Source organism: Laedolimicola ammoniilytica (assembly GCF_025567165.1).
In the GTDB taxonomy this organism is placed as follows: Bacteria; Bacillota; Clostridia; order Lachnospirales; family Lachnospiraceae; genus Laedolimicola; species Laedolimicola ammoniilytica.
Genome location: NZ_JAOQKC010000010.1, coordinates 65,813 through 91,463, shown reverse-complemented (window position 1 = coordinate 91,463; position 25,651 = coordinate 65,813). Strand labels below are relative to the sequence as shown.

Here is a 25,651-nt window from a genome sequence, read left to right as displayed (position 1 = left end):
CCCGTTATTTTGAGCTGTCCGATACCGGACAGCTCATACTTATTCCTTCAACATCTTCTTCAGCTCTTCCACCGTATCCGCGATTTTCGCGACTCCGGCCTCTGTCAGCTCTTCCCGGCTTCCGTATCCATACAGGACGCCGATGCAGGGCAATCCGTTCTCCCGGGCGCCGCGCACATCATTTTCCCGATCGCCCACCATGACGGCCTTCGTCAGATCTACCTGTCCCAGGTCTTCCATCACATAGCGGAGCACATCTGCCTTCTCCACCCGTTTTTCGTCCATGCTGGCTCCCGCTATCCGCTCAAAACAATCTGCCAGCTGAAAATGCTCCAGAATCCGCACGGCCATCTCTTCCGGCTTCGAAGTCGCGACAATCAGCCGCTTCCCCGCGTTTTTCAGTTCCCGCAGCATATCCTCGATTCCCGGATATACGGAATTTTCAAAGAGTCCTTTGTTTACATAATATTCTCTGTAATACCGGATTCCATCGCTGCACTGCTCCGGCGTAAAACCAAAATATCTGGCAAAGGATTCCGCCAGCGGAGGTCCCACAAAGGGCTCCAGCGTGCGCAGATCCTCCACCTCAATCCCCCACTTTTTCAGGGCATAGGCCACAGAACGAGTAATGCCGGGGGCTGATTCTGTCAACGTTCCATCCAGATCAAAAAATATGGTCTGATACATATCGTCTCTCCTGTCTTGTTATTCCGTTTCCGTATCCTGGGACGCTTCCTCTTCGGAGTCTTCTGACTCCTCCGGAATCGCCGCGGATCCGTCTGTAGCCGGCTGAACCACAGAACCAAGCACATTGCCCGGATGAAGCGGACAGGGCTGTGCCGTCAGCGGGGAACCGGACACGCTGTTGTCCTCCGGAATCAGCGTAATCACACGGAACTGATGATCCGGGCAGGCATCTGTGGCCAGAGCGCCGCTCTCCACGCAGGCCTCACCGGTCACGTGGACGTCACAGTATTCCGTGGGCACCGTGCCCTCCGCAAAGTACTCAGTCTTCAGGGTGCCGTCACAGATACCCGGAATCGGAAGCTTGCCGGAGATCGCGCAGACCGTAGCGCTGGTCACGGAAGAGGGCTTCGGAAATCCGATATCGGACTGTCCCGAGCTCAGTCTGGACATGACCGCCTTCCAGATCTTCTTATGATAACTGGTCTCGCCCTTCTTACTGGAGAGCTCATGGTTATTATCGTATCCGGCCCAGATGCCTGCCGTGTAATAGGGGGTGTAGCCCACAAACCACACATCCCGGTTATCAGAAGTCGTACCGGTCTTTCCGGCGACGCTCATACCGCTGAAATTCACAGCTTTACCGGTACCCTTGGTGACTACGTCCTGCATGGCGCTGGTCAGAAGCCATGCGGTGCTGTCCTTGAGCACCGTTCTGCTGTAGCCTTCCGTATTGTCAATCAGGACATTGCCGTCGTGATCGAGAATCCGGGTGTAAAAGACCGGCTTCTCATAGACGCCGCCGTTGGCGATGGTCGCGTAGGCCGCGGTCAGCTCCACGTTCTTGATACCGTTGGTGATACCGCCCAGAACCATGGCCTGGGTGTAGTCGTTCTTGCCGTTCTTCAGTTCCTCCTGCATGGTGGTGATACCCATATTTTTCAGGTAATTGATACCCAGAGCCGGGGTAATATCGGTAATGGTCTTTACCGCCACGATATTCATGGACTGCTCGATACCTTTCCGGAGGGAAGTCCAGCCCTGATAATTCTCACCGTTCCAGTTGCGGACCGGACGTCCTTTTCCGCCGTTGTAATTATACGGCGCGTCATACTGGGTGGTCGCCAGGGTCATGCCCGCGGAATCCAAAGCCGCCGCATAAGCCGCCACCACCTTGAAGGTAGAACCGGGCTGACGGGTCGTATCGGTTGCGCGGTTCAGGGACAGACTCTCGGTCTTCTCGCCGCGGCCACCCACGATGCCCTTCACATAGCCTGTGGACTGATCCATGACTACCATGGAAATCTGCGGCTGCACGGTCATGTTGATGGTCTCATAGATCTTGTCGCCCTCCTCGGATACCGCCGCTTTGTACGTGTCAATATGCGCCTGGGCGTCTTCTTTGCTGTCAAACAGCAATTCGAAGCTGGAGGATTCATTTTCCCTGAAATACTTCTCCATCATTTCCTTGCTGTAATTGGTCTGGGTGCCGTCCGGCTTCACCACCGTCAGCGCGTATTCCAGGCCGATCCTGGAGCCTGCCGGATAATTATCCTCGTTGGATGTCTCCTCGTCCATAATCTGCTGGACAGCCGGATCCTGCGCAGTCTCGATGGTCAGGCCGCCATTGTATACCAGATTGTACGCCTGCTGGGAGGTATAACCCTTGACCTCCTGCAGATCCGCAATCACCTGGGCGATGGTTGCGTCCACATAGTAAGTGTACACGGCCGTGGTGCTCTTGGTCTCATTGGTGGTCTGAATGCGGCTGTAAACATCGTCCGCCAGGGCATCCTGATACTCTTCTTCGGTGATGTCACCGCATTTTTTCATATCCTCGAGGACGATCTCACGCCGCTTGGCGTTCTCCTCCGGATCAGTGACCGGATTGTACTTGGTGGGGCTCTTGGTGATACCCGCGATGACCGCCGCCTCGGAGACGGTCAGCTCGCTGACATCCTTGTTAAAATAGCGGTTGGCCGCCGCCTGGATTCCCAAAGTGTTCTGGCCCAGGTTGATGGTATTCAGGTATGCTTCCAGAATCTCATCTTTGGTCATGATCTTCTCCAGCTCCAGGGCCAGGTACTGCTCCTGCAGCTTACGCTCGATCTTCTCCACCAGCGTATCCTCGCTCATGAAGTCGAAGACACTGTTCTTCAGAAGCTGCTGGGTAATGGTGCTGGCGCCCTCGGTCTTCTTAAAGCCGCTGGCGATGCCCTTGACACCCGCACGGATGATACCCTTCAGGTCGATTCCGTTATGCTCATAAAAGCGCTCGTCCTCCACGTCCACAAAGGCGTTCTGCACATGCTCCGGAATCTTGTCAATGTCCACCCAGACACGGTTGGATCCCGCTGTGATAAGCTCTGCCATTTTATTGCCTTCCGAGTCTACCATCACGGACTTGTAACCTCTCGGGATGACACTGGTGCTGTCGATATCCGGCGCATTGTCGATGACTCCCTTTACAATTCCGACACCCGCGCACAGGCCTACCACGCCCACCGCCAGAAGGCAGATCAGAAATGCTTTTATAAATATAACGCTGGCTTTTTTACCAGCTTTTGCCGTCTTGGAGTGCATGGACTTCTGCTTTTTCGAAGTACTGCGTTTTCCGTAATTCATGTTTTATCCTCCTATACATCAGTTCATTATAACAAAAAGTGCCTGCATAATAAAGACTTATTTGATAAATTCACAGTTTCTTAAGTATTCGCGGTACATAAATCCGCTGTACAGTCCCACGGATTTATACTATAATAAAAAGAATATAACTGTTCTGTACCTGACCAGTTACAAAAGAACTTAAAAAAATTGAGTTCTGTGACAGCCTTCGACATTTTTTTCGGCTCCGCTCCTGTATAATCATGAAAAAATCACACCATTTTCAAAAGGAGCTTGCCATGCAGAAAGAATATCTGATCGAGACCCGCGCTGTCGCGGACGAAAAAGGAACCCTGCTGAACCTGAAATATTATCTCATCGAAGAAGAACAAGCTTGCTCTCCCCTTCCCCTGTACCGGATCTGTATCAAGAAAGCCCTGTCCGGGAATCCGGAGGTGGAGGAGACCGAGAGCACGCCGCCCGTGTCCGATTCCGAGAGCCGGGCGCGCTCTCTGCTTTCCCGCCTGATTCAGAACGCGGTAACTCCCGTATGTCTTCTGGAAATCGTGGATGATATCATGACTCAGGAGAGCGGACAGGCTTCCTGAAAGGAAATCCCATGTCAGAAACATATTATTTTGCATATCAGGGCGGTACCGGAGAGATCGTGGAAAAAAAATCACGTTTTATCGCGACGGTAGCCCCCATTGCCTCAGAAGAGGAAGCGCTGCGCTTCATCGAGCAGACGAAGAAACAATACTGGGACGCCAGACATAACTGCACCGCCTTCACCCTGGGCAGCCGCCACCAGCTCACCCGCTGCAGCGACGACGGCGAACCGGCCGGGACAGCTGGCCGACCCATGCTGGACGTGCTCCTGAAAGAAAACATCCACAATGTGGCCGTAGTCGTCACCCGTTACTTCGGGGGTACGCTGTTAGGCACCGGCGGCCTGGTGCGAGCCTATTCCAAAGCCGTACAGACCGGTCTGGCCGCGTCCGTCATCCTGGAGCGCCAGGCCGGCATCCGGCTGGAGATCTCCGCAGATTACGGCGATCTGGGGAAAATTCAGTACCTGATGGGCCAGCAGCAGATTCCCACCCTGAACTCTTCTTACACCGATTCTGTCTATCTGGAGGCTCTGGTTCCTGCTTCCCTTCTGGACTCTTTCTGTCAGGATCTCACGGAAGGAACCGCCGGAAAAGCTGTCCTGACCAAAGGCGACGCCTGCTCCTACGCGGTTTACAAAGGAGATATTCTGCTCTTCGACAGGGAGGACACGCTATGAAGACCACCTCCGTAAGATCCCGCCTTCTGCTGCCGGTTTTTCTCGTAACCCTGGGACTGCTCACCTGCTTCGGCGCCCTCCTGTTCTGGAAGTTCCGAAACGCACGGCCCGCCAGCGCCATCCGTCAGCTCCGGATCAATGAAATCTGTACCGTGAACCCGGGCACGGCCATCGATGAGGCTACCACCTACGAGGACTATATCGAGCTGTATAATCCCACCGACGAAGCCATTTCCCTGGGAGAGCTCTGGCTGTCCGACAATCCCAGGCATTGCGATCTGGCTCCGCTTCCGGACAAAACCATCGAGCCCCACGGCTTTCTCTGCATCTACGCCGTCGGCTCAGAGGGCGGTTCTCCGGAGGGACAGCCTTCTGTTCCCCTCTCTGTCTCGGAAGGAGAGACTATCACCCTGGCCTGGAAGCATCAGAGCGAAAGCGGTATCACCACTTCCCTCCTGGTGGACAGCGTCACCCTTCCTTCCTCCATACGGCCCGGAGCTGTCTACGCCCGCACCGGGGACGGCGGCCCGGAATTCGACCAGCTGCGCCCCACCCCGGGAAGTTCCAACCAGGATGCGTCTTCTGTCCCGGAAGCGCCCGTCATCGAAACTGCCAGCGGCTTCTATGAAAATGAAGTTGCCGTCACCATCACCGCAAAGAAGGGGATGACGATCCGCTACACCCTGGACGGCAGCGATCCCACTTCTGATTCCCCGGAATATACCGTTCCGCTGACCCTGACCGATCCCAGCAAAAATCCGGATCAGTATGCGTCCCGCACCGATATCACCGAGGAGGACAGCGGCTATCTGCCTCCGGAGACTCCCGTAGACAAAGCTGTCGTGCTGCGCGCAGCGGCCTTCGATTCCCAGGGCGGAGTCAGCAACACGGTCACTGCCACCTACTTTCTTGATTTTTCTGAAAAAGAAGGCTACGAAGACGCCGTGACCCTCTCCCTGGTCACTGACCCAGAGAACCTTTTTTCCTCTGAAAAAGGAATCTATGTCCGGGGTGCGCTGTATGACAACGCCATCGATGCCGGTCTCATATACAATGGCCTGCCCTGGTCTTTCCTGACCGATTACACCAACTATTATCTGGAGGGCCGGAGCTCTGAACGGGCCGCCCACGTCCAGCTCTTCGACGCGTCCCACAATCTGGCCCTGAGCCAGGACTGCGGTATCCGTATCCGTGGAAATGAGTCGCGCCATTTTCCTCAAAAGAGTTTTACATTATTTTCCAGAAAAAAGTATGGCAAATCCACCTTCGATCCGGTGCTTTTTGACACTGACATTTCTTACCCCAACCTGATTCTCAGCTGCAGCCGCACGCTGAAAAAGGCGTTCTTCTTTGACCTGGTGGCTGACCGAGATACCGCCACCCAGCGCTATCTCCCCTGTCAGGTCTTTCTCAACGGGGAATACTGGGGGATGTATTACCTGATGGAGAAATATTCCGCAGAATACCTGGCTGGACACTATGATGTGGAGCAGGACAATACCCTGCTCATCAAAGATACCCGTTATGTGGAGGACGGCGATTACGAAGCCCTCCAGAATTACCGGGATCTCCGCGATTTTCTGAGTCAGGCCGACTTCTCTGACCCGGAGAATTACGCGGAACTGCTCACCAAAATGGACATGCAGAGCTTCATCGACTGGATGTGTACCAATATCTACATCGCCAACACTGATACCAAGCCCCTGGGCGGCAATGTGCTGACCTGGCAGACCGTCACCCCTGAAAATGACACCGAAGGCGACGGCCGTTTCCGCTGGATCCTTTACGACCTGGACGACTCTCTGGGCGTCGGCACGGATCTGGCCACCACGCCGGCCTATGCCTTCGACTCTTTTACCGGTCACGCCGTCTACGCCGCCCTCGGCTTTCTGGATGACGAGCCCATGCCCGCCCTCATGAAAAATGAGGACTTCCGCCGCCAGTTTGTCCTGACCTTTCTGGATCTGGCTAACGAAAATTTCCGCTGGGACCGCGTAAAGGCTCTTTTAGACCAGACTGCTGAGCAAAAGCCCTGGGCCGACAAAAGCTGGGATCGCTGGAACGCCGCTCCTGAGACCGCGACCTTTGACGAGGAGCTGCAGGATCTCCATACGTTCTTCGAACACCGTGCGGAATACATCATTCCCATGCTGGCCGATCATTTCGGACTGGAGGGCACTCTGGCGGATGTGACGCTGACTTCTGTTCCGGCAGATCAGGGATCTGTAGTCTTGAATACCATCACGCCGGATCTGGACAACGCGGACTGGACCGGGCAGTATTACACCGACTACCCGATTACCCTGAAGGCTGAGCCTGCAGAAGATTCTGAGTTTGTCCGCTGGGAGATCACTGGCGGAGAGATCGCGAATGGAGCGATAGAAGATTCGGAGATACAGGTGAGATTGGATGGAGATACGCGGATAATTGCGGTTTTTGAGAAGAAATAAATTTAGGTTGTGAGACCCGAGGGGCAGGAAATCCCCCCTCGGGTCAATTTACGTTTTCGCACATACTGTACGGCTTTATTTATGTCCGTCTTAAACTACTTTACATTGAACGCCTTAATTCCCGGATATACGGCGCTCTTGCCAAGTGCCTCTTCGATACGGAGCAGCTGGTTGTATTTCGCCACACGCTCACTTCTGCTGGGCGCGCCGGTCTTGATCTGGCAGGTATTCAGGGCTACTGCCAGGTCAGCGATGGTGGTGTCTGCTGTCTCACCGGAACGATGAGAAGTAACAGCTGTGTACCCAGCCTTATGAGCCATCTTAATAGCCTCAAGAGTCTCAGACACAGAACCAATCTGATTCAGCTTAATCAGGATGGAGTTACCGCAGCCCATCTCGATACCCTTGGACAGACGCTCCGTATTGGTAACAAACAGGTCGTCGCCAACCAGCTGTACCTTGTCGCCCAGACGGGCAGTCAGCTTCTGCCAGCCTTCCCAATCCTCCTCATCCAGACCATCCTCGATGGAGATAATCGGATACTTCCCGCAAAGGTCAGCCCAGTGCTCGATGAGCTGCTCTGCCGTAAACTCTGTGCCAGCCTTCGGCAGCTTGTAGAAGCCTTTGCCCTTCTCGCTCTTCCACTCGGAGGACGCTGCGTCCATAGCAATCATGAAATCCTTACCCGGTTCGTATCCGGCCTTCTTCACTGCCTCCAGAATCGTCTCAATGGCCTCTACATCAGACTTCAGCGCCGGAGCAAAACCGCCCTCGTCACCAACGGATGTGGCCAGCCCTCTCTCCTTCAGGATAGACGCCAGCGCATGGAATACCTCCGCACACCATCTTAAACACTCCTTAAAAGAAGGCGCGCCCACCGGCATAATCATGAATTCCTGCACATCCAGTCCGGAAGACAGCGCATGGCAGCCGCCGTTTACGATATTCATCATCGGCACCGGCAGACGATTGCCATTTATGCCGCCCAGGAAACGGTACAGCGGGATATCCAGAGCTGCTGCTGCCGCACGGCAGGTCGCGATGGATACGGCCAGAATCGCGTTTGCACCCAGCTTGGACTTATCCCCGGTTCCGTCTGCCTCAATCATGGCGCGGTCTACCGCGTAGATGTCAGAAGCATCCAGTCCCTTCACCGCCTCATTGATAATGGTATTGATATTCTCTACGGCCTTTGTAACGCCTTTTCCCAGGTATCTGCTTTTGTCACCGTCACGCAGCTCCAGCGCCTCAAATTCACCGGTAGAAGCGCCGCTGGGGGCGGTTCCGCGAGCCACAGTTCCGTCTGCCAGAGTTACCTCCGCCTCCACGGTCGGATTTCCTCTGGAATCCAGGATCTCTCTTCCCACAACCTTCTCAATCTGTAAATAATCCATTTTAAAAATCTCCTTTCCTTGATCTGCGCATATTTTTGCGCATATAGGTATCCCTGTAAGGGATTTCTCTGATCTGCGCATTTTTCAGCGCATATAGGTATCCCTGTAAGGGATTTCAATAGGGCAGAACACCGGAAGATGCAAAGGAGCCACCCGATACATCTTCCCAGTCTCATGGACACAGGAAGGATAAGCCAATTCTTCCCAAAGGAGTCTGCCTGATTTATTCACATGCAGTTAGTATTGCCTAACTTCCTGTATCGTAACAGAATCCATTTTTAAAGTCAATGCACGGACGCCCTTTTTTCATAGTATTGACAAAGATTATCAAATTATTTACTTTGAAAACATCGATTAAAATTTTGGAAACGAAAGCAGCTACGTGAACAAATTAAAAAAAACAGCAGTCGAATCACATGGGATCTGGCTGCTGCCTTTTTTATTTTCTATTATCTCTTAATCTGTCCGTAGTAAGCATTTGCGCCATGCTTTCTCAGGAAATGCTTGTCCTGGATAACCTGCGGAGCCGGCTGTACTCTCGCGTTCAGGATCTCGGTACGACATGCCATCTTGGCAACCTCCTCAAGAACGACTGCGTTATGTACGGCATTGGCTGCGTCTGTTCCCCAGGTGAACGGTCCGTGGTTGGTGCACAGAACGCCCGGTACATGCATCGGGTCGATACCTCTGTTGTTGAAGGTTTCAACGATTACAAGACCTGTATTCTTCTCATACTCGCCGTTGATTTCCTCTGCGGTCAGGCTTCTGGCGCAGGGAATCTCGCCGTAGAAGTAATCTGCGTGTGTGGTTCCGTAGCAGGGAATGCTGCGGCCTGCCTGTGCCCAGGAGGTAGCCCACGGAGAATGGGTATGTACTACGCCGCCAATCTTCGGGAACGCCTTATACAGCTCCAGATGGGTCGGTGTATCGGAGGACGGATTGTAATCACCCTCTACCTTATTGCCCTCAAGGTCGATAACTACCATATCCTCCGGCTTCAGCAGATCGTACTCTACTCCGCTGGGTTTGATTACAAAAAGACCCTTTTCCCGGTCGATTCCACTGACATTTCCCCATGTATAGGTGATAAGTCCTCTTCTCGGAAGCTCCATATTGGCTTCATAAACCTGTTTTTTCAGTTCCTCTAACATGATTTCTCCTCCTTTAGTCGTCCGCCTTCTGATCCAGGAGCTTTCTCATGGCAGAATTGGCAAAATGCAGATCTGCCTTCCAATCCTCCTTGCCCAGATACCAGAACTCCGTTACAAAACGGCGCACACCAATCTTCCATGCGGTGTCAATCATCGCCGGGAAATCAACCTGTCCCTCTCCGTACATCATGTCGCGGAATTTGCCCGGAACAGTCTCCTTTAAATGCATGGCAACCACATGGCCATCACAGCTTCTAAGGTCTGCAAGCACATCGGTTCCATAGGTAATTGCCGCATTATTGATATTACCACAGTCCGGATATACATTCAAGTAAGTGGAATTGATTTTGTCTACGTATTTCATGGACTTCTCACAGGTGTTCATGAACTCGGTCTCCATGGTCTCGAAGCCCATCAGCACGCCTGCTCTGGCTGCCATACGGGCTGCCTTTTTGAGATTCCGTCCGAAACGCTCTACAGTCTCCGGTGTGGATTCGTCATAATATACGTCATAGCCTGCCAGCTGGATGATGCGGACGCCCAAATCGTCTGCCAGCTGAATGGCCTTCTCCATAATCTCCAGGCTTCTTGCCTCTGTAGCCGGATCGCTGCTTCCCAGCGGGTACTTCCGGTGGCCGGACAGGCACATGCTGCGGATGGGCAGTCCCACCTCATACATGGTCTTTACCAGCTCCAGACGCTCTTCTTTGGTCCAGTCCAGGCGGGCCAGCTTCGCGTCGGTCTCGTCGATGCTGATTTCCACGAAATCATAACCTGCCTCTTTCGCTGCCTCCAGCTTTTCCTTCCAGGTCAGCGTATTCGGCATAGCCTTTTCGTATAATCCAATGCTGTATGCTTTCATGTTTTATCCTTTCCTACAAAGATCCTGCTTACAGGCTCTCAATCTCATAGAACGCGATCTCGTCGATCTCGCGGTTGGTAGACAGGATGCCCAGCTTGTTGCCCGGCTTCTTGTATACACGGGTGTTGGCCGGTCCTACGTTATGATCCAGAACCTCCAGGACATAATCCTTACCGTCGTGATAGCATGCCATCAGATCCCGATCGCCCTTACGGTTTCCGATGATCGCCATACCCTTGCCCAGAATCTCTGCGCCCCAGATACCGTGCAGGAACTCATAGGAACCCTCAAAGGTCTTTACGCAGGCGTACTTGCCGTTTACCTTCTTGTAAATCTTGATGGTATCGCCGTGGAACGGGGTCATAACCAGCATTTCATCCTCGCCGTCTCCATCGAAATCAGCAAAGGTCATATCGCTGGCCGGATCCTCTGTCAGAGTTTCTACGGTCCACTCACCGCCCTTTTCTGCCGGCGGCGTCACCTTGAAAATACCATTCTCAGTTCCCACGATACCGCTCATGACGCCGTCCTTCTCTACGCGGCAGTAACCATGGTTCTTCAACAGGTTCTCTTTCAGCGGCACCAGCTTCACCTGGTTATCCTCGTTGATATCGCTTAAGTCCGCCGGAAGCTCGCCTACCCAGATCTTACCAGGCATACTCCAGTCATCCTTGAACTCATGACCGGACTTCAGCGCGCAGGCAACGATGTAGTTTACGCCGCCTCTGGTCAGGATATCGAAACGATGTACGAAGGGCAGATCCGCAATGGTTTTTACCGCCCAGTCATTTTTTCCCTTGGGAGAAGCCAGGATAATCTTCGCCTCCTTGGAATCGTTCGGTGAATAGAATTTATGGGTAGCCAGGAACTCGCCGTTGCTTCCCGGAATCTGAACCATGGTCATGACTCCGCCGGGCTCGTCCCATACGGTTTCTTCCAGATTTCCATCCAGATCAAACAGCAGACACTTATTCACCTTCTCTGCCGCTACCAGCATATGCTCTGCTCCGTTGTAGGTCAGCGGACAGATGGAATAGCATTTTTCCAGTTCATGTGTTTTGATTTTATTTACTTTCATTCCAGTCTCCTAATCTGTAACTGTTCAGTACCTGACCAGTTACCTAATCTACCTGATATACCCAGGTTCCCATTTCACGAAATTCACGGAGCATATCCGCCGGGGCGTTCATGTCCGTGATAATATTTTCTATTTTCTCCGGCGGACAGGATACTCCTCCTGCTCTTTCTCCGAACTTGGAGCTGTCTGCCAGAATATAAGATGCGCCGGTTACCCGCTGAAACATCATCTGGTTCAGGTTTACCTCGCTCACCATCTCTGTCACCATACCGATGTCCGGACTGATTCCCGTACATCCGATAAAGCTTTTCTTCGCGGTCACGTACGCCAGACTATTTTTTGTAAAGTCACCAACCATAGCGCCCTTCTGATACCGCAGTTCCCCACCCAGAAGAATAATCGTTGCCTGGGAGGGATTCTCCTCGTTGATAATATTTCCGTTATTTGTAATAATTGTTACATTCCGGCTGGTAATGTATTTTACCATAGCAAGAGCTGTGGAGCTGGTATTCAGAAGAATGCTGTCTCCATCCTCCACCAGACCGGCCGCATATTTTGCAATCCGTTCCTTCCGGAGCTCTCTGCTGTTTTTTCGCGGTACTTCCGCATTTCCTGTCCTTGCGCCTCCGTAAAAGCGCTCCAGGAGTTTATGTTCTTCCAGATACTGGAGATCGCGCCGAATCGTCAGGGGAGAAACCTGCAGCATTTCCGACAGGCTGCTGACTGACACATCTCCGTCATTTCTTACGGTCTCCAGGATTTTCTCTCTTCGACTGTTCACAATGGAACGGCTTGTTTTCACGGCATTTCACTCCTTCTTGTATCCTTTTGAATCATATCCATCAGAAAAGCGCTCCCCCATGGCCTTCCAGCCACGGGGAAGCGCCCTCGTCTTGTCTAAGCTTTAGTCAAGCGGTACTCCGGATGCTTTCAGTTTTTCTTCCATCTCTGCCTGAGACATTACGTTCTTCAGACCGATTACATGGACACCCTTTGCTTCTGCTTCCTTGAACATGGAGATGAAGTTCAGCGGGCAGAATACTACATCAAACTGGGTTGCAGAGCTCTTTCCTTCAGAAAGAGAGCAGTGATGCAGCTTTCCAACCTTGATACCCAGAGACTTTACAACCTTCTCTGTAGTCATCTTCATCATCAGACTTGTTCCGGCGCCGTTTGCGCAGCAAACCAAAATGTTCAGCATTGTCGTTTCCTCCTATCGGATTAACTAGTGTATATTTGGCGAATCTTTATTCAGCCTTCTTAGCCTTCAGCTCTTTGTATGCTTCCCAGTCCTCAGTCATCAGGAAGTAGCCTTCCTTGTCAGCTCTGTACTGCAGCTGCGGGATAGCCAGCAGGGCAACAATTACGATTGCCAGACCTGCGTAGCTTAAGTACTTCATCAGAACTGTGAATACCGGCCATACAACTGCCCAGTCCCACATACCAAGGTATCCGCCGTATGCTGCCATGCCTACCCAGCCTGCGATGAGCGCAGAACCGAATACCTGGCACAGACCGGAGATAAACGGCAGGATAAGCGCTGCTTTCAGACCGCCCTTGTTATTAGCATACACCGCGATGGTCGCATTGTCAAAGAAAACAGGTACGAATCCGGCAATTACCAGTACCGGGCTCTTCAGAAGAATCAGAGCGCCGATTGCGATAAACTGTCCAAGAGCACCAGCCAGGAAACCAATCGGTACTGCGTTCGGGGAACCGAAACCGTAAGATACCGCACAGTCTACTGCCGGTACAGAACCCGGGAGCCACTTATTGGCAATACCCTGGAAGGAATTGGTCAGCTCTGTTACGAAGGTACGAACACCCAGCTGCAGGATTGCCAGATATACTGCGAAGTTCAGGCAGACAGTCAGGATATAGAACAGGAAGCTCTGTCCTTCCTTCATGAATCCGGCCTCAGTCAGATAATCTCTGCCAAGAACCAGAAGGATTGCTCCAAAGAATACCGTCATCAGGATTGCGGTACATACCATGTTCTCATTGAAGATGGACATAAAGCCCGGAAGCTCGATATCCTCCAGCTTCTTGGAAGCCTCTTTGCCCTTCTTTACATCGCGCTCATGCATTTTGCCTGCGATCCAGGAGAACAGTGCCACTCCCATGATCTGCTGATGTCCAAGACAGAAGCCTGCGCCGTCTGTCAGCTCCTGGGTCGGCTTGATGGTCAGGTTGGAGCCTACTGCCCAATACAGACCAAGTACGATTGCCATTACCACCAGAAGCGCTGTGTTATTGGTAGCCAGTCCCGGCAGTGCGAACAGGATCAGCCAGTAAGCTGTGGAAGCCTGCTGTACCTGTATATGACCTGTGGTAAACAGAGAACGAAGCTTTGTTACCTTACTGAAACGAACCAGTAAAATGTTGATGATAAACGCAATCAGAAGAAGCATCATAACCTGTGAAAACGGCTTTCCAAATACTTCCTCCAGGCCTGCGGTTACCGCGTTCTGTCCGAAATACGGGTCGATAACCATAGCGTCCAGATTGAAACGATCCTTCAGGCCTACCAGCACCGGACGGAAGTTGCTTACCAGTCCGCCGGAACCTGCTGCCAGGATCATGTAACCTACGACTGCCTTGATGGTTCCGCCAAGTACATCATACCAGGGTTTCTTCAGCAGAATGTAACCAATCAGTACGATCAGGCCGATCATCCATGCCGGCTGCTGCAGAATGTTCGTAGCAAAGTACGACCATGCTCTCATTAAAATATCCATAACTCTTTTCCTCCTACATTTTCCCCTTTATCTTTAACCGCAGCCCGTCCTCACAGGCCGCGGTCAGGTTCTTATTTGTCCAGATACTTCTCCTGAAGCTTCAGCAGATCCTCCGGCCCCTCAGCCTTCAGAAGCTCTGCTACCAGCTCCTCATTCATCAGCATTTCCGACAGACGCATCATATTGTTCAGATGCTGATCCGGATTGCAGGATGCCAGGGTGAAGAACAGCTGAGCGTCCTTTTCCGGGTCATTCGGGTCAAAGCTGACCGGCTTCTCCAGCTTCATAAAGCCGATGGCCGTCTTGTTGACTCCGACTGCGCCCTCCTGGGAATGCGGCATCGCGATGTTCGGCATGATTACGATATACGGACCGTACTTGCGAACGCACTCTACGATATCATGGGCGTAATTGGATTCTACCGTTCCGTCTGCCTCCAGGGATTTGCAACTCATGATGATAGCATCTTCCCAGTCCTTTGCTTCCTTGGCAAACAGATAATGCTTCTTTTCCACAAACTCTCTTAACATAATCCTTTTCTCCCTTATTCCAAAGCTTACAGACAGGAACGGAACGGAATGTTCTGGGGATGCTCGAAGCAGTCCTCAAAGCCTCTTCTGTGATGATAGTAAATCTTATCCTTGTCCTGGGGATAGGTGTACTTTCCGCCTACCTGCCAGAAGAACGGATGGAACTTGTACTCGTTTCTGTCCTTCTTGAAATCATACAGCAGCTTGATCTCGTCGCAGTCTGCCTGGAAGTTGGTCCATACGTCCCAGTGAATCGGGACAACAACCTTACACCGCAGGTTCTCAGCCATACGAAGGATATCTACAGAGCTCATCTTATCCTGCATACCGATGGGGTTCTCACCGAAGGAACCAAATGCAACATCGATATCATAATCCTTACCATGCTTTGCAAAGTAAATGGAGAAGTGAGAATCACCGGAGTGATAGATGTTTCCGCCCGGAGTCTTAACCAGGTAGTTTACTGCCTTATCGTCCATATCCGTGGGGCAAACGCCTGTCAGCTCTTCTCTGTTCTCGCTGGTATCGTCTGTGGTAACGATACAGGTACGGTCAAAGCTGTCCAGAGCAACGATCTCCAGGTCCTTGATCTTGATGGTATCGCCCGGCTTCACAGTAATGCAGCGTTCTTCCGGAACGCCCCATTTTACCCAGGTCTCTACAGACTTCTTCGGTCCGATGAAGGGTACCGGAATCTCTTTTCCGTTCTCATCGGTCGTAGTCATTCCGCTCTGGATAACATGTGCTGCCCACTCTGCTGACATATGGTCCTGATGGTAATGGGTTGCCAGAACTGCGTCCACATGCTTGAAAGCAAACGGGTCAATGACGAAGGGTACGTTTCTCAGGTTCGGCTGCATCAGACGTCCGCCGCACATATTTGCCATCTGATGGCCCGGCTTCATCTTGTTGTCGCCATGGGTTCTCTTACCGTTTCCACACCACAGGTCGATGGTGATATTGGTGTCAGCCGGTGTCTTAAACCATACGCCGGTACATCCCAGCCACCACATAGCCACGTTTCCGGGCGCTACAACCTCGTTCTCGATATCTTCTACGAGCCAGGTTCCCCACTCCGGGAAGGTGCTTTTGATCCAGCTGTCTCTTGTCATTTCACTAATTTTGGACATTTCTCAAATCTCCCTTTCTTCTTGGATATTTATATTCTTGGTTTCTTTTTTCTTATGTGCTTATCATACAAAATCGCCTCTTATCTTGCAAGGTTTTATATGAACATTCTGTATTGTTTTATGTTCATTTTATGTGTGTTTTGATATTTTTGTAGCATTAAACAAATTTTCTGTGCTTATTGCACGAGTTTAAAAACAATATTTTTGCATTTTGACTAAATTATTTCATTTATATGAACGTTTTGAATTTTTATGTTTTGTATGCATGTTATGTCACATGGGGTTTTACAGATTTTTATGACTTTTTAGAATATTTTTAGATTTACCAAAAAAAGAATGTGCCGTTGGCACATTCTCGCGCCGAGGCGCGGTTGCTTCAGCAACCATCTACCACTACGCCGAGTGCGCATCCTTGCAAGCTCTGCTTGCTTTTATGTAATAGGGAATTCCACAGGAATTTCCTATTACATAAAACCCCTGTCCGTAATTCTCCGGACAGGGGTTTCGCTCTCTATTTTTCTGTTAAGATTTCCACAGCCTTCTGAAGCTGGTTATCCTTCTCCTCCGGAATCGTGATCGCGTTGGCCACGTCCGCATCCAGCTCCACCTCCACGTCCGGCGTTATGCCGATTCCATGGATATTGTTGCCCTTGGGCGTATAATACTTGGATACGGTCAGCTTCACAGCCGTACCGTCGCTTAAGGGATACACCTTCTGGACAATGCCCTTGCCAAAGGTCTGGGTTCCCACCAGCGTGCCGATTCCGTAATCCTTGATGGCCCCGGCGAAGATTTCCGAAGCACTGGCGCTGTTTCCGTTGACCAGGACAGCCAGCGGTTTATCAAAATAGTTCTCGGCGTCGGACTTCAGTTCCTCCCGGTTGCCGTATTTGTCTTCTGTGTATACAATCAGGCCTTCCGGTAGCAGGCGGTCGAGAATGCTGCCCGCGCTTGACACCAGGCCGCCTCCGTTGTTGCGAAGGTCGATAATCAGCGCAGTCTCTCCCTGATTTTCCAGATCCTCCAGAGCGGTCAGGAACTGATTGACCGTCACATCATCAAAGCTGGCGATGGAGATATAGCCGATATTGCCGTCCAGCATCCTGTGCTCTACCGTAGCGATCTCGATGGTTCTGCGTTCCACGTCAAAGGTCAGATAATCGCTTTCCCCTTCCCTGGCCACGGAAATCGGAACCGTCGTGCCTTCCGCTCCCTTTACCATGGAGACCACCTTGGTCAGATCCTCTCCGGTCACCTCTGTATCCTGCACCTTGTAAATGACGTCTCCCGGAAGCAGGCCTGCCTCCTCCGCGGGCGATCCCTCAAAGACCCGGGTAATGGTGATGATTCCGGTGGTCATATTCTGACTCATTTCCACACCGATGCCATAGTAGCTTCCGTTGGTGGAATCCATCATGCTCTGGTATTCTTCCTTCGTATAGTAGGCCGCATAGGCGTCATCCAGGCCTGCGATCATACCTTTATACAGATAGTTCTCCACCTGCTCCGTATCAATCTCATTCAGATAATACTTCTGAACCAGTGTCTCAATCTCGGTGATCTTATCCTCGACCGCTGTGCTGGTCAGATTCAGCTCGCCGCTTTCCGCCTTCTTTTCATCGGAGACCTTCGTAAGCGCCCGGCTTCCGAAGGAAACTCCGCCCGCCACCAGCGCAGTAATCACCACGCCGACGGCAATTCCCCTGATAAACTGCTTTTTATTTTCCATAATTCCAGTATATGTCCTTATCCTTCGTCCAATTCCGCCTAGCCCACATAGCCCAGCGGGTTTACATAACTTCCGTTTTTAATCACGCCAAAATGCAGATGATTGCCGGTGGAATAGCCGGTGGAACCCACTGCAGCGATAGACTGGCCCGCACTGACCGTCTGTCCGGCGCTCACATACAATGCGGAGCAGTGCATGTATACGGTAGACAGACCGTTTCCATGGGAAATGACTACGTAGTTGCCCGCAGAACTGCTGTAGGCCGCCGTGGTCACACGCCCGCCTGCCGCAGCTATAATCGATGCTCCGTAGGAAGCACCGATATCGATGCCTTTATGATTGGTTGAAGCTCCCGCCGTAGGCTGGGCGCGGTTCCCAAAGCCGCTAGTGATCCGCTTGCTGCTGGGGCAGGGCCACAGAAAACCGGAGGCTCCGCCGTCGCCGTCGCCGGCCTGGGCGTTAGCCGCTGCTGCCGCCGCGATCTGCTGCTCAATCTGATCGAGCAACTTCTGCTGCTTGGTCAGATCTGCCTTATATTCGGCCGCATTGCTGTTCTCACTGTCGATCTGATCCTGATAGCTCTGAATCTGGGCTGTCTTGCTTTTAATCAGGCCGTCCACGGTTTTCTTCTGCTCGGAAGCCGCGTCCGCCATGGCGTCCAGATCTTCCTTCTCGATTTCCAGCTGTTTTTTCTTTTCCTCCACCGCCTGCTTCTGGGCAATATATTCCTCCAGCATACTCCGGTCGTAGGCCGTCACCTGCTCCGCATAGCTGGATTTATTCAGAAAATCGGCCATGCTCTCCGACGTCAGGAACAGCTCCAGGTAAGACGGATTCCCATTTTCATAGAGATACTGAATCCGCTTTTTCATGTCCTCGTACTGTTGAGCCGCCGTGGCCTCCGCCTCGGCAAGTTTCTCCGCCGCCACGGTAATCTCCTCTTTCTTGGCCTCAATATCCTTGTTCAGCTTGTCGATCTGCTTCGCAAGGTTATTGGCCTCCTGATCCAGCTTGGAGATATACGTCTCCAGATTACTCTTGCTGTTCTCCAGATCCGAGATTCGCTTTTTGGTGTCGCTGATGTCCGACTTGATATCCTTGATCTTATCCAGGGTATCCTGCTTCTTATCCTCCAGATCGCTGGTATCGATTTTACTCGCCGTCGCGGACACCCGCAGGTTCTCATTCGTGAAAATACAGCCAACTGCAAGCGCCACCGCAAGGAGAGAGCCTGCCACACGCATTCTTTTCATTGTGTTACATATCCTCTTTTTAACCTCATCACACCTTCAGATGCTTCCGAATGGTAAAGAAGCTGCCGAAGAAGCCGATGCCCACGCCCAGCGCCAGGCCCACCGGAAGCAGAATCCGGAACATTTCATTTACCGGAAGGAACTGCAGAAGCCCTGTCAGCGCATTAAACTTATCTCCCACAAAGCCCACGAGCTGTGTATACAGATAATACAGCAGCGCCAACGGGAAAGCAGCGCCCAGGATTCCAATGATAATACCCTCCACTACAAAGGGGGCCTTGACGAAACCGTTGGTGGCTCCGATCAGCTTCATGATTGCAATTTCTTCTTTGCGGACTGCGATACCGATGGTGACCGTATTGCTGATCAGGAAGACCGATACGCACAGCAGCAAAATAATCACTGCCACAGAAATATAACCAATCAGCATATTGAAATTCGTCAGAATATCTGCCACCTGGGCAGACTGATTAATCTTACGGACGCCTTCCACGCTGCCCAGCCATTCTACCAGGCTCTCCTGCTGTTCCACATTCTTCAAATAAATCTCATAATGGGCCTGATTGGCCAGCGGATTATCATCTGCAAAGCCCTCCGCAAGCTGAGGGTTATCTTTAAAATAAATCTCCTTATACTGCTCCCAGGATTCCTCCGCGGATACAAAGACCGCCTCAGACACCTCGCTCCGGGCCTGGATTTTTTCACCTATCGCCTGAATGTCCTCCTCAGACATTCCCTCGTCAAAGAATACGGTAACCGCCACGGATTTCTCCGCCTCTTTTACCATATACTGGAAATTCTCTACCACACAGAAAAAGATTCCAAACAGGAAAATACAGGCGGACATGGTGGCAATCGACGCCAGGGAAAACATTTTGTTGCGCCAGATATTTTTCAGGCCCTGCTTCAGGCAGTAGCCGATAGAACTAATTCGCATTCTGTGTGTACCCAGCGTTGCGCTCGTCACTGATTATGACGCCTTTGTTCATGACAATTACCCGTTTCTTCATCTGATCTACAATCTCCTGGTTATGCGTTACCACCAGCACGGTCGTACCGCGCTCGTTGATGGTCTCCAGAAGCTTCATGATTTCTCTGGAATTCTTCGGATCCAGGTTACCGGTAGGCTCGTCGGCCAGCAGAATATTCGGCCGGTTTACCAAAGCCCTCGCTAGGGCAACTCTCTGCTGCTCTCCTCCGGAGAGCTGCTTCGGGAAAGACTTGTACTTCTCCGCCAGACCTACCAGGGAAAGCATTTTCGGCACATTTTTCCGGATGTCCTTGCTGGGTGTGGCGATAACCCGCTGGGCAAAGGCGATATTCTCATAGACGTTCCGGTCCTTCAGAAGACGGAAATCCTGGAACACCACGCCCAGCTTTCTGCGATACTTCGGAATCGCCTTTGCTTTCATCTTATTCAGGTTGATTCCATTGACCTTAATGGTTCCGGAACTGGGGTCAAGTTCTTTCAAGAGCAGCTTGATCAGCGTGGACTTGCCGGAACCGCTGTTTCCCACGATAAAGACAAATTCGCCCCTGTCAATGTGCAGCGTGACGCCATTTAAGGCCTGCACGCCCGTGGCATAGGACTTTGTCACGTTCTGTATATCAATCATTTTTTCACTCCTCAGCCTTAGCTTACCAATTGTTAATAATCCATGGACTCCATGTATTTCATATATTTCACTACCATCAGCGCAATCTTGAACGTGATCGCATCCTCGAACACCCTAAGGTCAAGGCCGGTGCTCTTCTGCAGCTTATCCAGACGGTACACCAGCGTATTGCGGTGGATATAGAGCTGTCTGGAGGTCTCCGATACATTCAGGCTGTTCTCGAAGAACTTGTTGATGGTAGTCAGCGTCTCCTCGTCGAAATCGTCCGGAGACTTGCCGTCAAAGATCTCCCGGATAAACATCTTACACAGAGGAATCGGAAGCTGATAAATCAGACGTCCGATGCCCAGAGTGCTATATGCAATAATATCCTTGTCATCAAAGAAAATCTTGCCGACGTCAAGAGCCATGCGCGCCTCTTTATAAGAACGGGACACCTCCTTAATTTCGCCCACGATTGTACCGTAAGCCACGTGCACCCTTTCGTCCCCTTCATTGTTCAGGAGATCGCAGATGACCTTGGCCGTGCGGTTCAGCTCCGGGTAGCCCTCATTGTCCGCCAGCTCCTTCACCACGATGATATTCTTCTCGTCCACCGCCGTGATAAAATCATGGGACTTTGCGCCGAACAGAGTCCGCACATTCTCCAGGGAAGCCGTATCCTTCTCCCGGCCGGTCTCAATGGTAAAGACTGCTCTGCGCACCTCGGTCTGGATATGCAGCTTCTTGGCCCGGTTGTAGATATCCACCAGAAGCAGGTTGTCCAGAAGCAGGTTCTTGATAAAATTATCTTTATCGAATCGCTCCTTATATGCAACCAGTAAATTCTGGATCTGGAATACCACCAGCTTGCCGATCATGTAGGCATCCTCGCTTCCGCCGTTCAGCAGAAGAATGTATTCCAGCTGATTATCATCAAATATTTTAAAGAACTGGAAACCCTGAATCACCTGGCTGTCCGCCGGAGAATCTATGAAAGCCAATACGGAACCCGTATAGGCGTCCGCCTCCGGAAATGTGGACGCGAGTACCTTCCCCTCCGTGTCGATCACACAAAGATCGATTCTGGTAATTCCTTTGAGTCCGTCAATCGTGTTCTGCAATACCTGATTTGAAATCATAAATCTCTCCGCTCCTTTTGTTCATATAGTTTTCGCTTTGTGCATATCGCCAATCCTTCTCCAACCCCGTTTCTGGCAATATTTACAATGAAAATACCCCTCTTTTTCTTAAAACACTAGAAACCTAATTTATATATTAATGCAAAACAACAAAATTGAAAAGAGGAAATGCAAAATTTTTATGCATTTCCTCAAGCTTTTTTCATTTATCAACCCAAATATTTCCTATACATAGTTCACAAAGAGATTCCCAGCACTTCCCCCTTGCTTTTTTTTCCTTCCTATGATAATTTTGATCCCGGAGAGAAATACTTGAAAGGGAAACTATCATATGTCAGTTACAAGAAAAATGAAACTCCGGGACATCCTGCTCATCGTCGTCGGCACCGCCCTGATGGCTTTCGCCGTGGCGTCCATCTTCGATCCGTCCAGCCTGATCACCGGAGGCTTTTCCGGTCTGGCCATTATCATCCGCCAGCTCACCAAAAAACTGGTGCCCGGCGGCGTCCCGCTGTCCGTCACCAACCTGATCCTGAACGTGCCGTTCCTGCTGCTGGCTGTGAAGCTCAAAGGCTTCCGCTACCTGCTGCGCACCGGCTTCGCCACCGTCATGCTGTCATTCTGGCTGTCCGTCCTTCCGGTCATCCCCATCGCCGAAGGCGACCTGCTGCTGTCAGCCCTCTACGGCGGCCTCATCATGGGCGTCGGCATCGGCCTTGTCTTCGTAGCCCAGGCCACCACCGGCGGCACTGATCTCATCGCCGCCCTGATTCAACACTTCCTTCGGCACTATAGCACAGCATCCATCATGTGGATCCTGGACACCCTCATCGTCCTGTTCGGCGCGTACCTGTTTGGCGTCCAGATGACCCTCTACGCCATCATCGCCATCTACCTGACCTCCCACATCGCCGACGGCCTCATAGACGGCCTGAAATTCTCCAAAGCCGCCTTCATCATCACCGAAAAACCCGACGAGCTGTCCCAGATCCTCATGACCGATCTGGACCGCGGCGTCACCGGCATCTCCGCCACCGGCATGTACTCCGGAGACGCGAAGAACATGCTTTTTTGTGTGGTCGCGAAAAAGGAGATCGTACAGCTCAAAGAACTGACGAAAGAGTGTGATCCCAATGCCTTCGTCATCGTAACCGATGTCCGGGAAGTCCTCGGGGAAGGCTTCATCGAGCGCTAATCTATACGATACAACAGGGCAGGAACTGTGTATTTTATCATGTGTGCAGCTTTTTAGCGGACGCTGTGTGTCTCCTGCGGATCTTGCGTCCGTGGGAGACATACAGTGTCAGATAAACGATGCGCACAGATAAATACACAGTCCCTGCCCGTTTGTGGTATGATACGTATATCCCGCTTCCCTCCCGCATATCCTATAACAATCGAATCCCCCGCAGGAGGGCTTTCCTTGAGTTCGAAAACCAAAATTGTCGTGCTCCGCATGAAGGAGCTCATTTACACCGGAATCTTTGTGGCGCTGGGAATCCTTCTGATTCTGCTGCTGGTCTACATGTTCGCGCCGAAGGGCAAAAAGAGCCCTGCATCTGCCGATGCTGCATACACCCCCGGCGTCTACACCTCGTCCATCACCCTGGGCGGCAACGCCGTAGACGTAGCTGTCACCGTAAGCGAGACCCGCATCGAATCCATCGCCTATAATAACCTGAGCGAAGCCATCGAAACCATGTACCCCCTGATGCAACCCGCCCTCGACAACCTGGCGGAGCAGATCTGCGAAACCCAGTCTCTGGAAGGACTGGACTACTCAGAGGACACTCAGTACACCTCTCAGGTGATCCTCGGGGCCGTAGAGCGGGCGCTGGAGAAGGCGGCTGCGCCGCAGGCAGACGATACACCCTGACCAAATAAACAGAAACCAGGCCGTTTTACAAATATCTTTCTTTATCAGAAATGATATTGCAAAACGACCTGGTTATTTTATACTCTTATCCTTTATTCTCTAAAACTCAAACACAGCCACTCCATACCCCGGAAGCGGATAAGCGATCGAGTACGGCTGACCGTCGCACTCGCCGACCTCGGCCTTGTAGACGGTCGGCTTCTCTACGCCGCTTCCGCCAAACTCCGCCGCATCGCTGTCCAGTACCAGCCTGTACTGCTTCTTCTTCGGCACGCCCACACGGTAATCGGGGCGCTCCACCGGCGTGAAGTTGCAGACGAAGAGCAGGTTCTTCTTCCGGGCTTTGTCGAAGCGCATAAAGGAAAAGATGCTGCGGTATCCGTCGTTGGCGTTGATCCACTGGAAACCATCGGGATGGGTATCCAGCTGGTAGAGCGCCGGGGTCTTCTGATAGAGATGCAGCAATGCCTTTACGAAGGCCTGAAGCTCCCGGTGCTGGTCCTGCTCCAGCAGATACCAGTCAAGCTCCCTGACCTCGCTCCACTCCTGGAGCTGGGCGAATTCCTGCCCCATGAACAGTAGCTTCTTGCCCGGGTGGCCCAGCATGAACGCGTAAGCCGCCTTCAGGTTCGCGAATTTTTCCTCGTACTCGCCCGGCATCTTATTGATCATGGAGCGCTTCAGATGCACCACCTCGTCATGGGACAGCACCAGAATATAATTCTCGCTGTAGGCATAGGTCATGGCAAAGGTCATCAGATTATGCGCGCCCTTCCGGAAATAAGGATCCAGCTTCATATATTCCAGGAAATCGTTCATCCAGCCCATATTCCATTTGAAGGAGAAGCCCAGACCATCTTCCTCGGGGCTGCCCGTCACCATGGGCCATGCCGTAGACTCCTCGGCGATAGTCACCGCGCCCGGGTTGCGGCCCAGCAGCACGGAGTTCAGATGCTTGAAGAACTCGATGGCCTCCAGGTTCTTATTGCCGCCGAACTTATTCGGAATCCACTGGCCGGACTCTCTGCCGTAATCCAGGTACAGCATGGAAGCCACCGCGTCCACGCGCAGGCCGTCCACATGGAACTCCTCGACCCAGTACAGGGCATTGGCAATCAGGAAGTTCTTCACTTCGTTCATCTCGTAGTTAAATACCTTGGTGCCCCAGTCGGGATGCTCGCCCTTTCTGGGATCCGGATACTCATACAACGGCTGGCCGTCGAAGTCCGCCAGACCATGGGCGTCCTTGGGAAAATGGGCCGGAACCCAATCCAGGATGACGCCAATCTTCTTCTGATGCAGATAATTGATCAGATACATAAAATCCTTCGGGCTGCCGTGGCGGGAGGTGGGCGCATAGTAGCCGGTCACCTGGTAACCCCAGGAACCGTCGAAGGGATGCTCAGCGATGCCCATCAGCTCCACATGGGTGTACCCCATCTCCAGCACATAATCTGCCAGCTCATGGGCCAGCTCCCGGTAATTATAATACCCGTCCTCATCGGGACCATGGGGATGCTTCTTCCAGGAGCCCGGATGCACTTCATAGATGGCCATGGGCTCTTCCTTCGGATCCTTCTTTTTCCGCTTCTCCATCCAGTCCTTGTCCGACCAACGGAAATCCGAGATATCGGATACCTTCGACGCGGTACCCGGACGCATCTCCGCCTCGGTAGCGTAAGGATCGGCCTTGTAAAGCAGACTGTGATCCTGCGCCTCAATCAGATATTTATAGAGACAGCCAAGCTGTACGCCCGGCACGAACAGCTCCCAGATGCCCAAAGGCTCCAGACGGTTCATGGGATGGCTTGTCTCATTCCAGCCGTTGAATTCGCCGATAACATGCACCTGCACCGCATGGGGCGCCCAGACCGCGAAATGTACGCCCTTCTGTCCCTCATGCTCCGTCAGATGCGCCCCCAGCTTCCGGAAAATATCATAGTGATTGCCCTGTCCGAACAGATACTGGTCAAAATCGCTGATGAAGCAGGATACCTCCGGCTTCTGTGCCACCGCCTTTCCTTCTGTCGCTTTTACTGCAGCTATTTTCTTCGGTTTATTTCCCTGCGCGGCTCTCTTCGCCGCTTTCTCTGCCTCTCTTACTTTAGCATCCGCCCGTGTTCTCTTACCCTTCATAATCTCACCCC

General features: G+C 52.0%; 22 protein-coding genes. 5 read left to right on the top strand and 17 right to left on the bottom strand.

Annotated elements, in window-relative coordinates; genetic code table 11:
- Positions 1–39 precede the first annotated feature (39 nt).
- A complete protein-coding gene (locus OCV63_RS09055) occupies positions 40–687 on the bottom strand; it encodes an HAD family hydrolase (protein WP_158363517.1) in 648 nt (215 codons plus the stop codon).
- Positions 688–705: 18 nt separating this feature from the next.
- Positions 706–3,309, bottom strand: a complete 2,604-nt coding sequence (locus OCV63_RS09050; RefSeq protein ID WP_158363516.1) for a transglycosylase domain-containing protein — start codon at positions 3,307–3,309, stop codon at positions 706–708.
- Between the two features lie 278 nt (positions 3,310–3,587).
- Between OCV63_RS09050 and OCV63_RS09045 the strand changes: the two genes are divergently transcribed.
- From OCV63_RS09045 to OCV63_RS09035, 3 genes are read left to right on the top strand one after another with little or no spacing between them, the layout of a single operon-like run.
- The gene (locus OCV63_RS09045; protein ID WP_158363515.1) at positions 3,588–3,896 is read left to right on the top strand and encodes a DUF6514 family protein; all 309 of its coding nucleotides are present in this window, start codon (positions 3,588–3,590) and stop codon (positions 3,894–3,896) included.
- An 11-nt stretch (positions 3,897–3,907) separates the two neighbouring features.
- Entirely contained in the window at positions 3,908–4,576 is a 669-nt protein-coding gene (locus OCV63_RS09040) for a YigZ family protein (protein WP_158363514.1), read from the top strand.
- Positions 4,573–7,026 (top strand): CotH kinase family protein, encoded by a 2,454-nt coding sequence (locus OCV63_RS09035; RefSeq protein WP_158363513.1) that lies wholly within the window; start codon positions 4,573–4,575, stop codon positions 7,024–7,026. Before OCV63_RS09040 ends, OCV63_RS09035 begins: the two co-directional genes overlap by 4 nt.
- Positions 7,027–7,121: 95 nt before the next feature.
- Here OCV63_RS09035 and eno read toward each other — a convergent pair whose 3' ends face one another.
- The 14 genes from eno to OCV63_RS08965 form a co-directional block, all read right to left on the bottom strand.
- Entirely contained in the window at positions 7,122–8,420 is a 1,299-nt protein-coding gene (gene eno / locus OCV63_RS09030; protein WP_158363512.1) for a phosphopyruvate hydratase, read from the bottom strand.
- A gap of 449 nt (positions 8,421–8,869) precedes the next feature.
- The gene (locus OCV63_RS09025) at positions 8,870–9,571 is read right to left on the bottom strand and encodes an L-ribulose-5-phosphate 4-epimerase (RefSeq protein ID WP_158363511.1); all 702 of its coding nucleotides are present in this window, start codon (positions 9,569–9,571) and stop codon (positions 8,870–8,872) included.
- A 13-nt stretch (positions 9,572–9,584) separates the two neighbouring features.
- The gene (locus OCV63_RS09020) at positions 9,585–10,433 is read right to left on the bottom strand and encodes an L-ribulose-5-phosphate 3-epimerase (protein WP_158363510.1); all 849 of its coding nucleotides are present in this window, start codon (positions 10,431–10,433) and stop codon (positions 9,585–9,587) included.
- A gap of 28 nt (positions 10,434–10,461) precedes the next feature.
- Positions 10,462–11,511 carry a hypothetical protein gene (locus OCV63_RS09015; RefSeq protein ID WP_158363509.1) on the bottom strand — a complete coding sequence of 350 codons (1,050 nt, stop codon included), beginning with the start codon at positions 11,509–11,511 and terminating at the stop codon, positions 10,462–10,464.
- 43 nt (positions 11,512–11,554) lie between these two features.
- On the bottom strand, positions 11,555–12,313 hold the full coding sequence (locus OCV63_RS09010) for a DeoR/GlpR family DNA-binding transcription regulator (RefSeq protein WP_158363508.1): 759 nt from the start codon (positions 12,311–12,313) through the stop codon (positions 11,555–11,557).
- A gap of 102 nt (positions 12,314–12,415) precedes the next feature.
- Positions 12,416–12,712 (bottom strand): PTS sugar transporter subunit IIB, encoded by a 297-nt coding sequence (locus tag OCV63_RS09005; protein WP_158363507.1) that lies wholly within the window; start codon positions 12,710–12,712, stop codon positions 12,416–12,418.
- A gap of 46 nt (positions 12,713–12,758) precedes the next feature.
- A complete protein-coding gene (locus OCV63_RS09000) occupies positions 12,759–14,249 on the bottom strand; it encodes a PTS ascorbate transporter subunit IIC (RefSeq protein ID WP_158363506.1) in 1,491 nt (496 codons plus the stop codon).
- Positions 14,250–14,320: 71 nt separating this feature from the next.
- Positions 14,321–14,779 (bottom strand): PTS sugar transporter subunit IIA, encoded by a 459-nt coding sequence (locus tag OCV63_RS08995; protein ID WP_158363505.1) that lies wholly within the window; start codon positions 14,777–14,779, stop codon positions 14,321–14,323.
- A gap of 26 nt (positions 14,780–14,805) precedes the next feature.
- Positions 14,806–15,909 carry an L-ascorbate 6-phosphate lactonase gene (ulaG, locus tag OCV63_RS08990; protein WP_158363504.1) on the bottom strand — a complete coding sequence of 368 codons (1,104 nt, stop codon included), beginning with the start codon at positions 15,907–15,909 and terminating at the stop codon, positions 14,806–14,808.
- A 511-nt stretch (positions 15,910–16,420) separates the two neighbouring features.
- Entirely contained in the window at positions 16,421–17,638 is a 1,218-nt protein-coding gene (locus OCV63_RS08985) for a S41 family peptidase (RefSeq protein ID WP_158363503.1), read from the bottom strand.
- Positions 17,639–17,676: 38 nt separating this feature from the next.
- Positions 17,677–18,891: a murein hydrolase activator EnvC family protein gene (locus OCV63_RS08980; RefSeq protein WP_158363502.1), complete on the bottom strand. Its 1,215-nt coding sequence runs from the start codon at positions 18,889–18,891 to the stop codon at positions 17,677–17,679.
- Positions 18,892–18,919: 28 nt separating this feature from the next.
- A complete protein-coding gene (gene ftsX, locus OCV63_RS08975; RefSeq protein ID WP_158363501.1) occupies positions 18,920–19,828 on the bottom strand; it encodes a permease-like cell division protein FtsX in 909 nt (302 codons plus the stop codon).
- Positions 19,818–20,507, bottom strand: coding sequence for a cell division ATP-binding protein FtsE (gene ftsE / locus OCV63_RS08970; protein WP_158363500.1), 690 nt, complete (start codon positions 20,505–20,507; stop codon positions 19,818–19,820). Before ftsE ends, ftsX begins: the two co-directional genes overlap by 11 nt.
- A gap of 32 nt (positions 20,508–20,539) precedes the next feature.
- Complete coding sequence (locus OCV63_RS08965) at positions 20,540–21,628, bottom strand: PucR family transcriptional regulator (protein ID WP_158363499.1); 1,089 nt, start codon at positions 21,626–21,628, stop codon at positions 20,540–20,542.
- Positions 21,629–21,959: 331 nt separating this feature from the next.
- Here OCV63_RS08965 and OCV63_RS08960 point away from each other — a divergent pair, with 331 nt between their 5' ends.
- Complete coding sequence (locus OCV63_RS08960; RefSeq protein WP_158363498.1) at positions 21,960–22,823, top strand: YitT family protein; 864 nt, start codon at positions 21,960–21,962, stop codon at positions 22,821–22,823.
- A 228-nt stretch (positions 22,824–23,051) separates the two neighbouring features.
- Positions 23,052–23,504, top strand: coding sequence for an FMN-binding protein (locus OCV63_RS08955; protein ID WP_158363497.1), 453 nt, complete (start codon positions 23,052–23,054; stop codon positions 23,502–23,504).
- Between the two features lie 99 nt (positions 23,505–23,603).
- Here the strand turns inward: OCV63_RS08955 and glgB are convergent, their stop codons facing one another.
- Positions 23,604–25,640, bottom strand: a complete 2,037-nt coding sequence (gene glgB / locus OCV63_RS08950; RefSeq protein WP_158363496.1) for a 1,4-alpha-glucan branching protein GlgB — start codon at positions 25,638–25,640, stop codon at positions 23,604–23,606.
- Positions 25,641–25,651 lie beyond the last annotated feature (11 nt).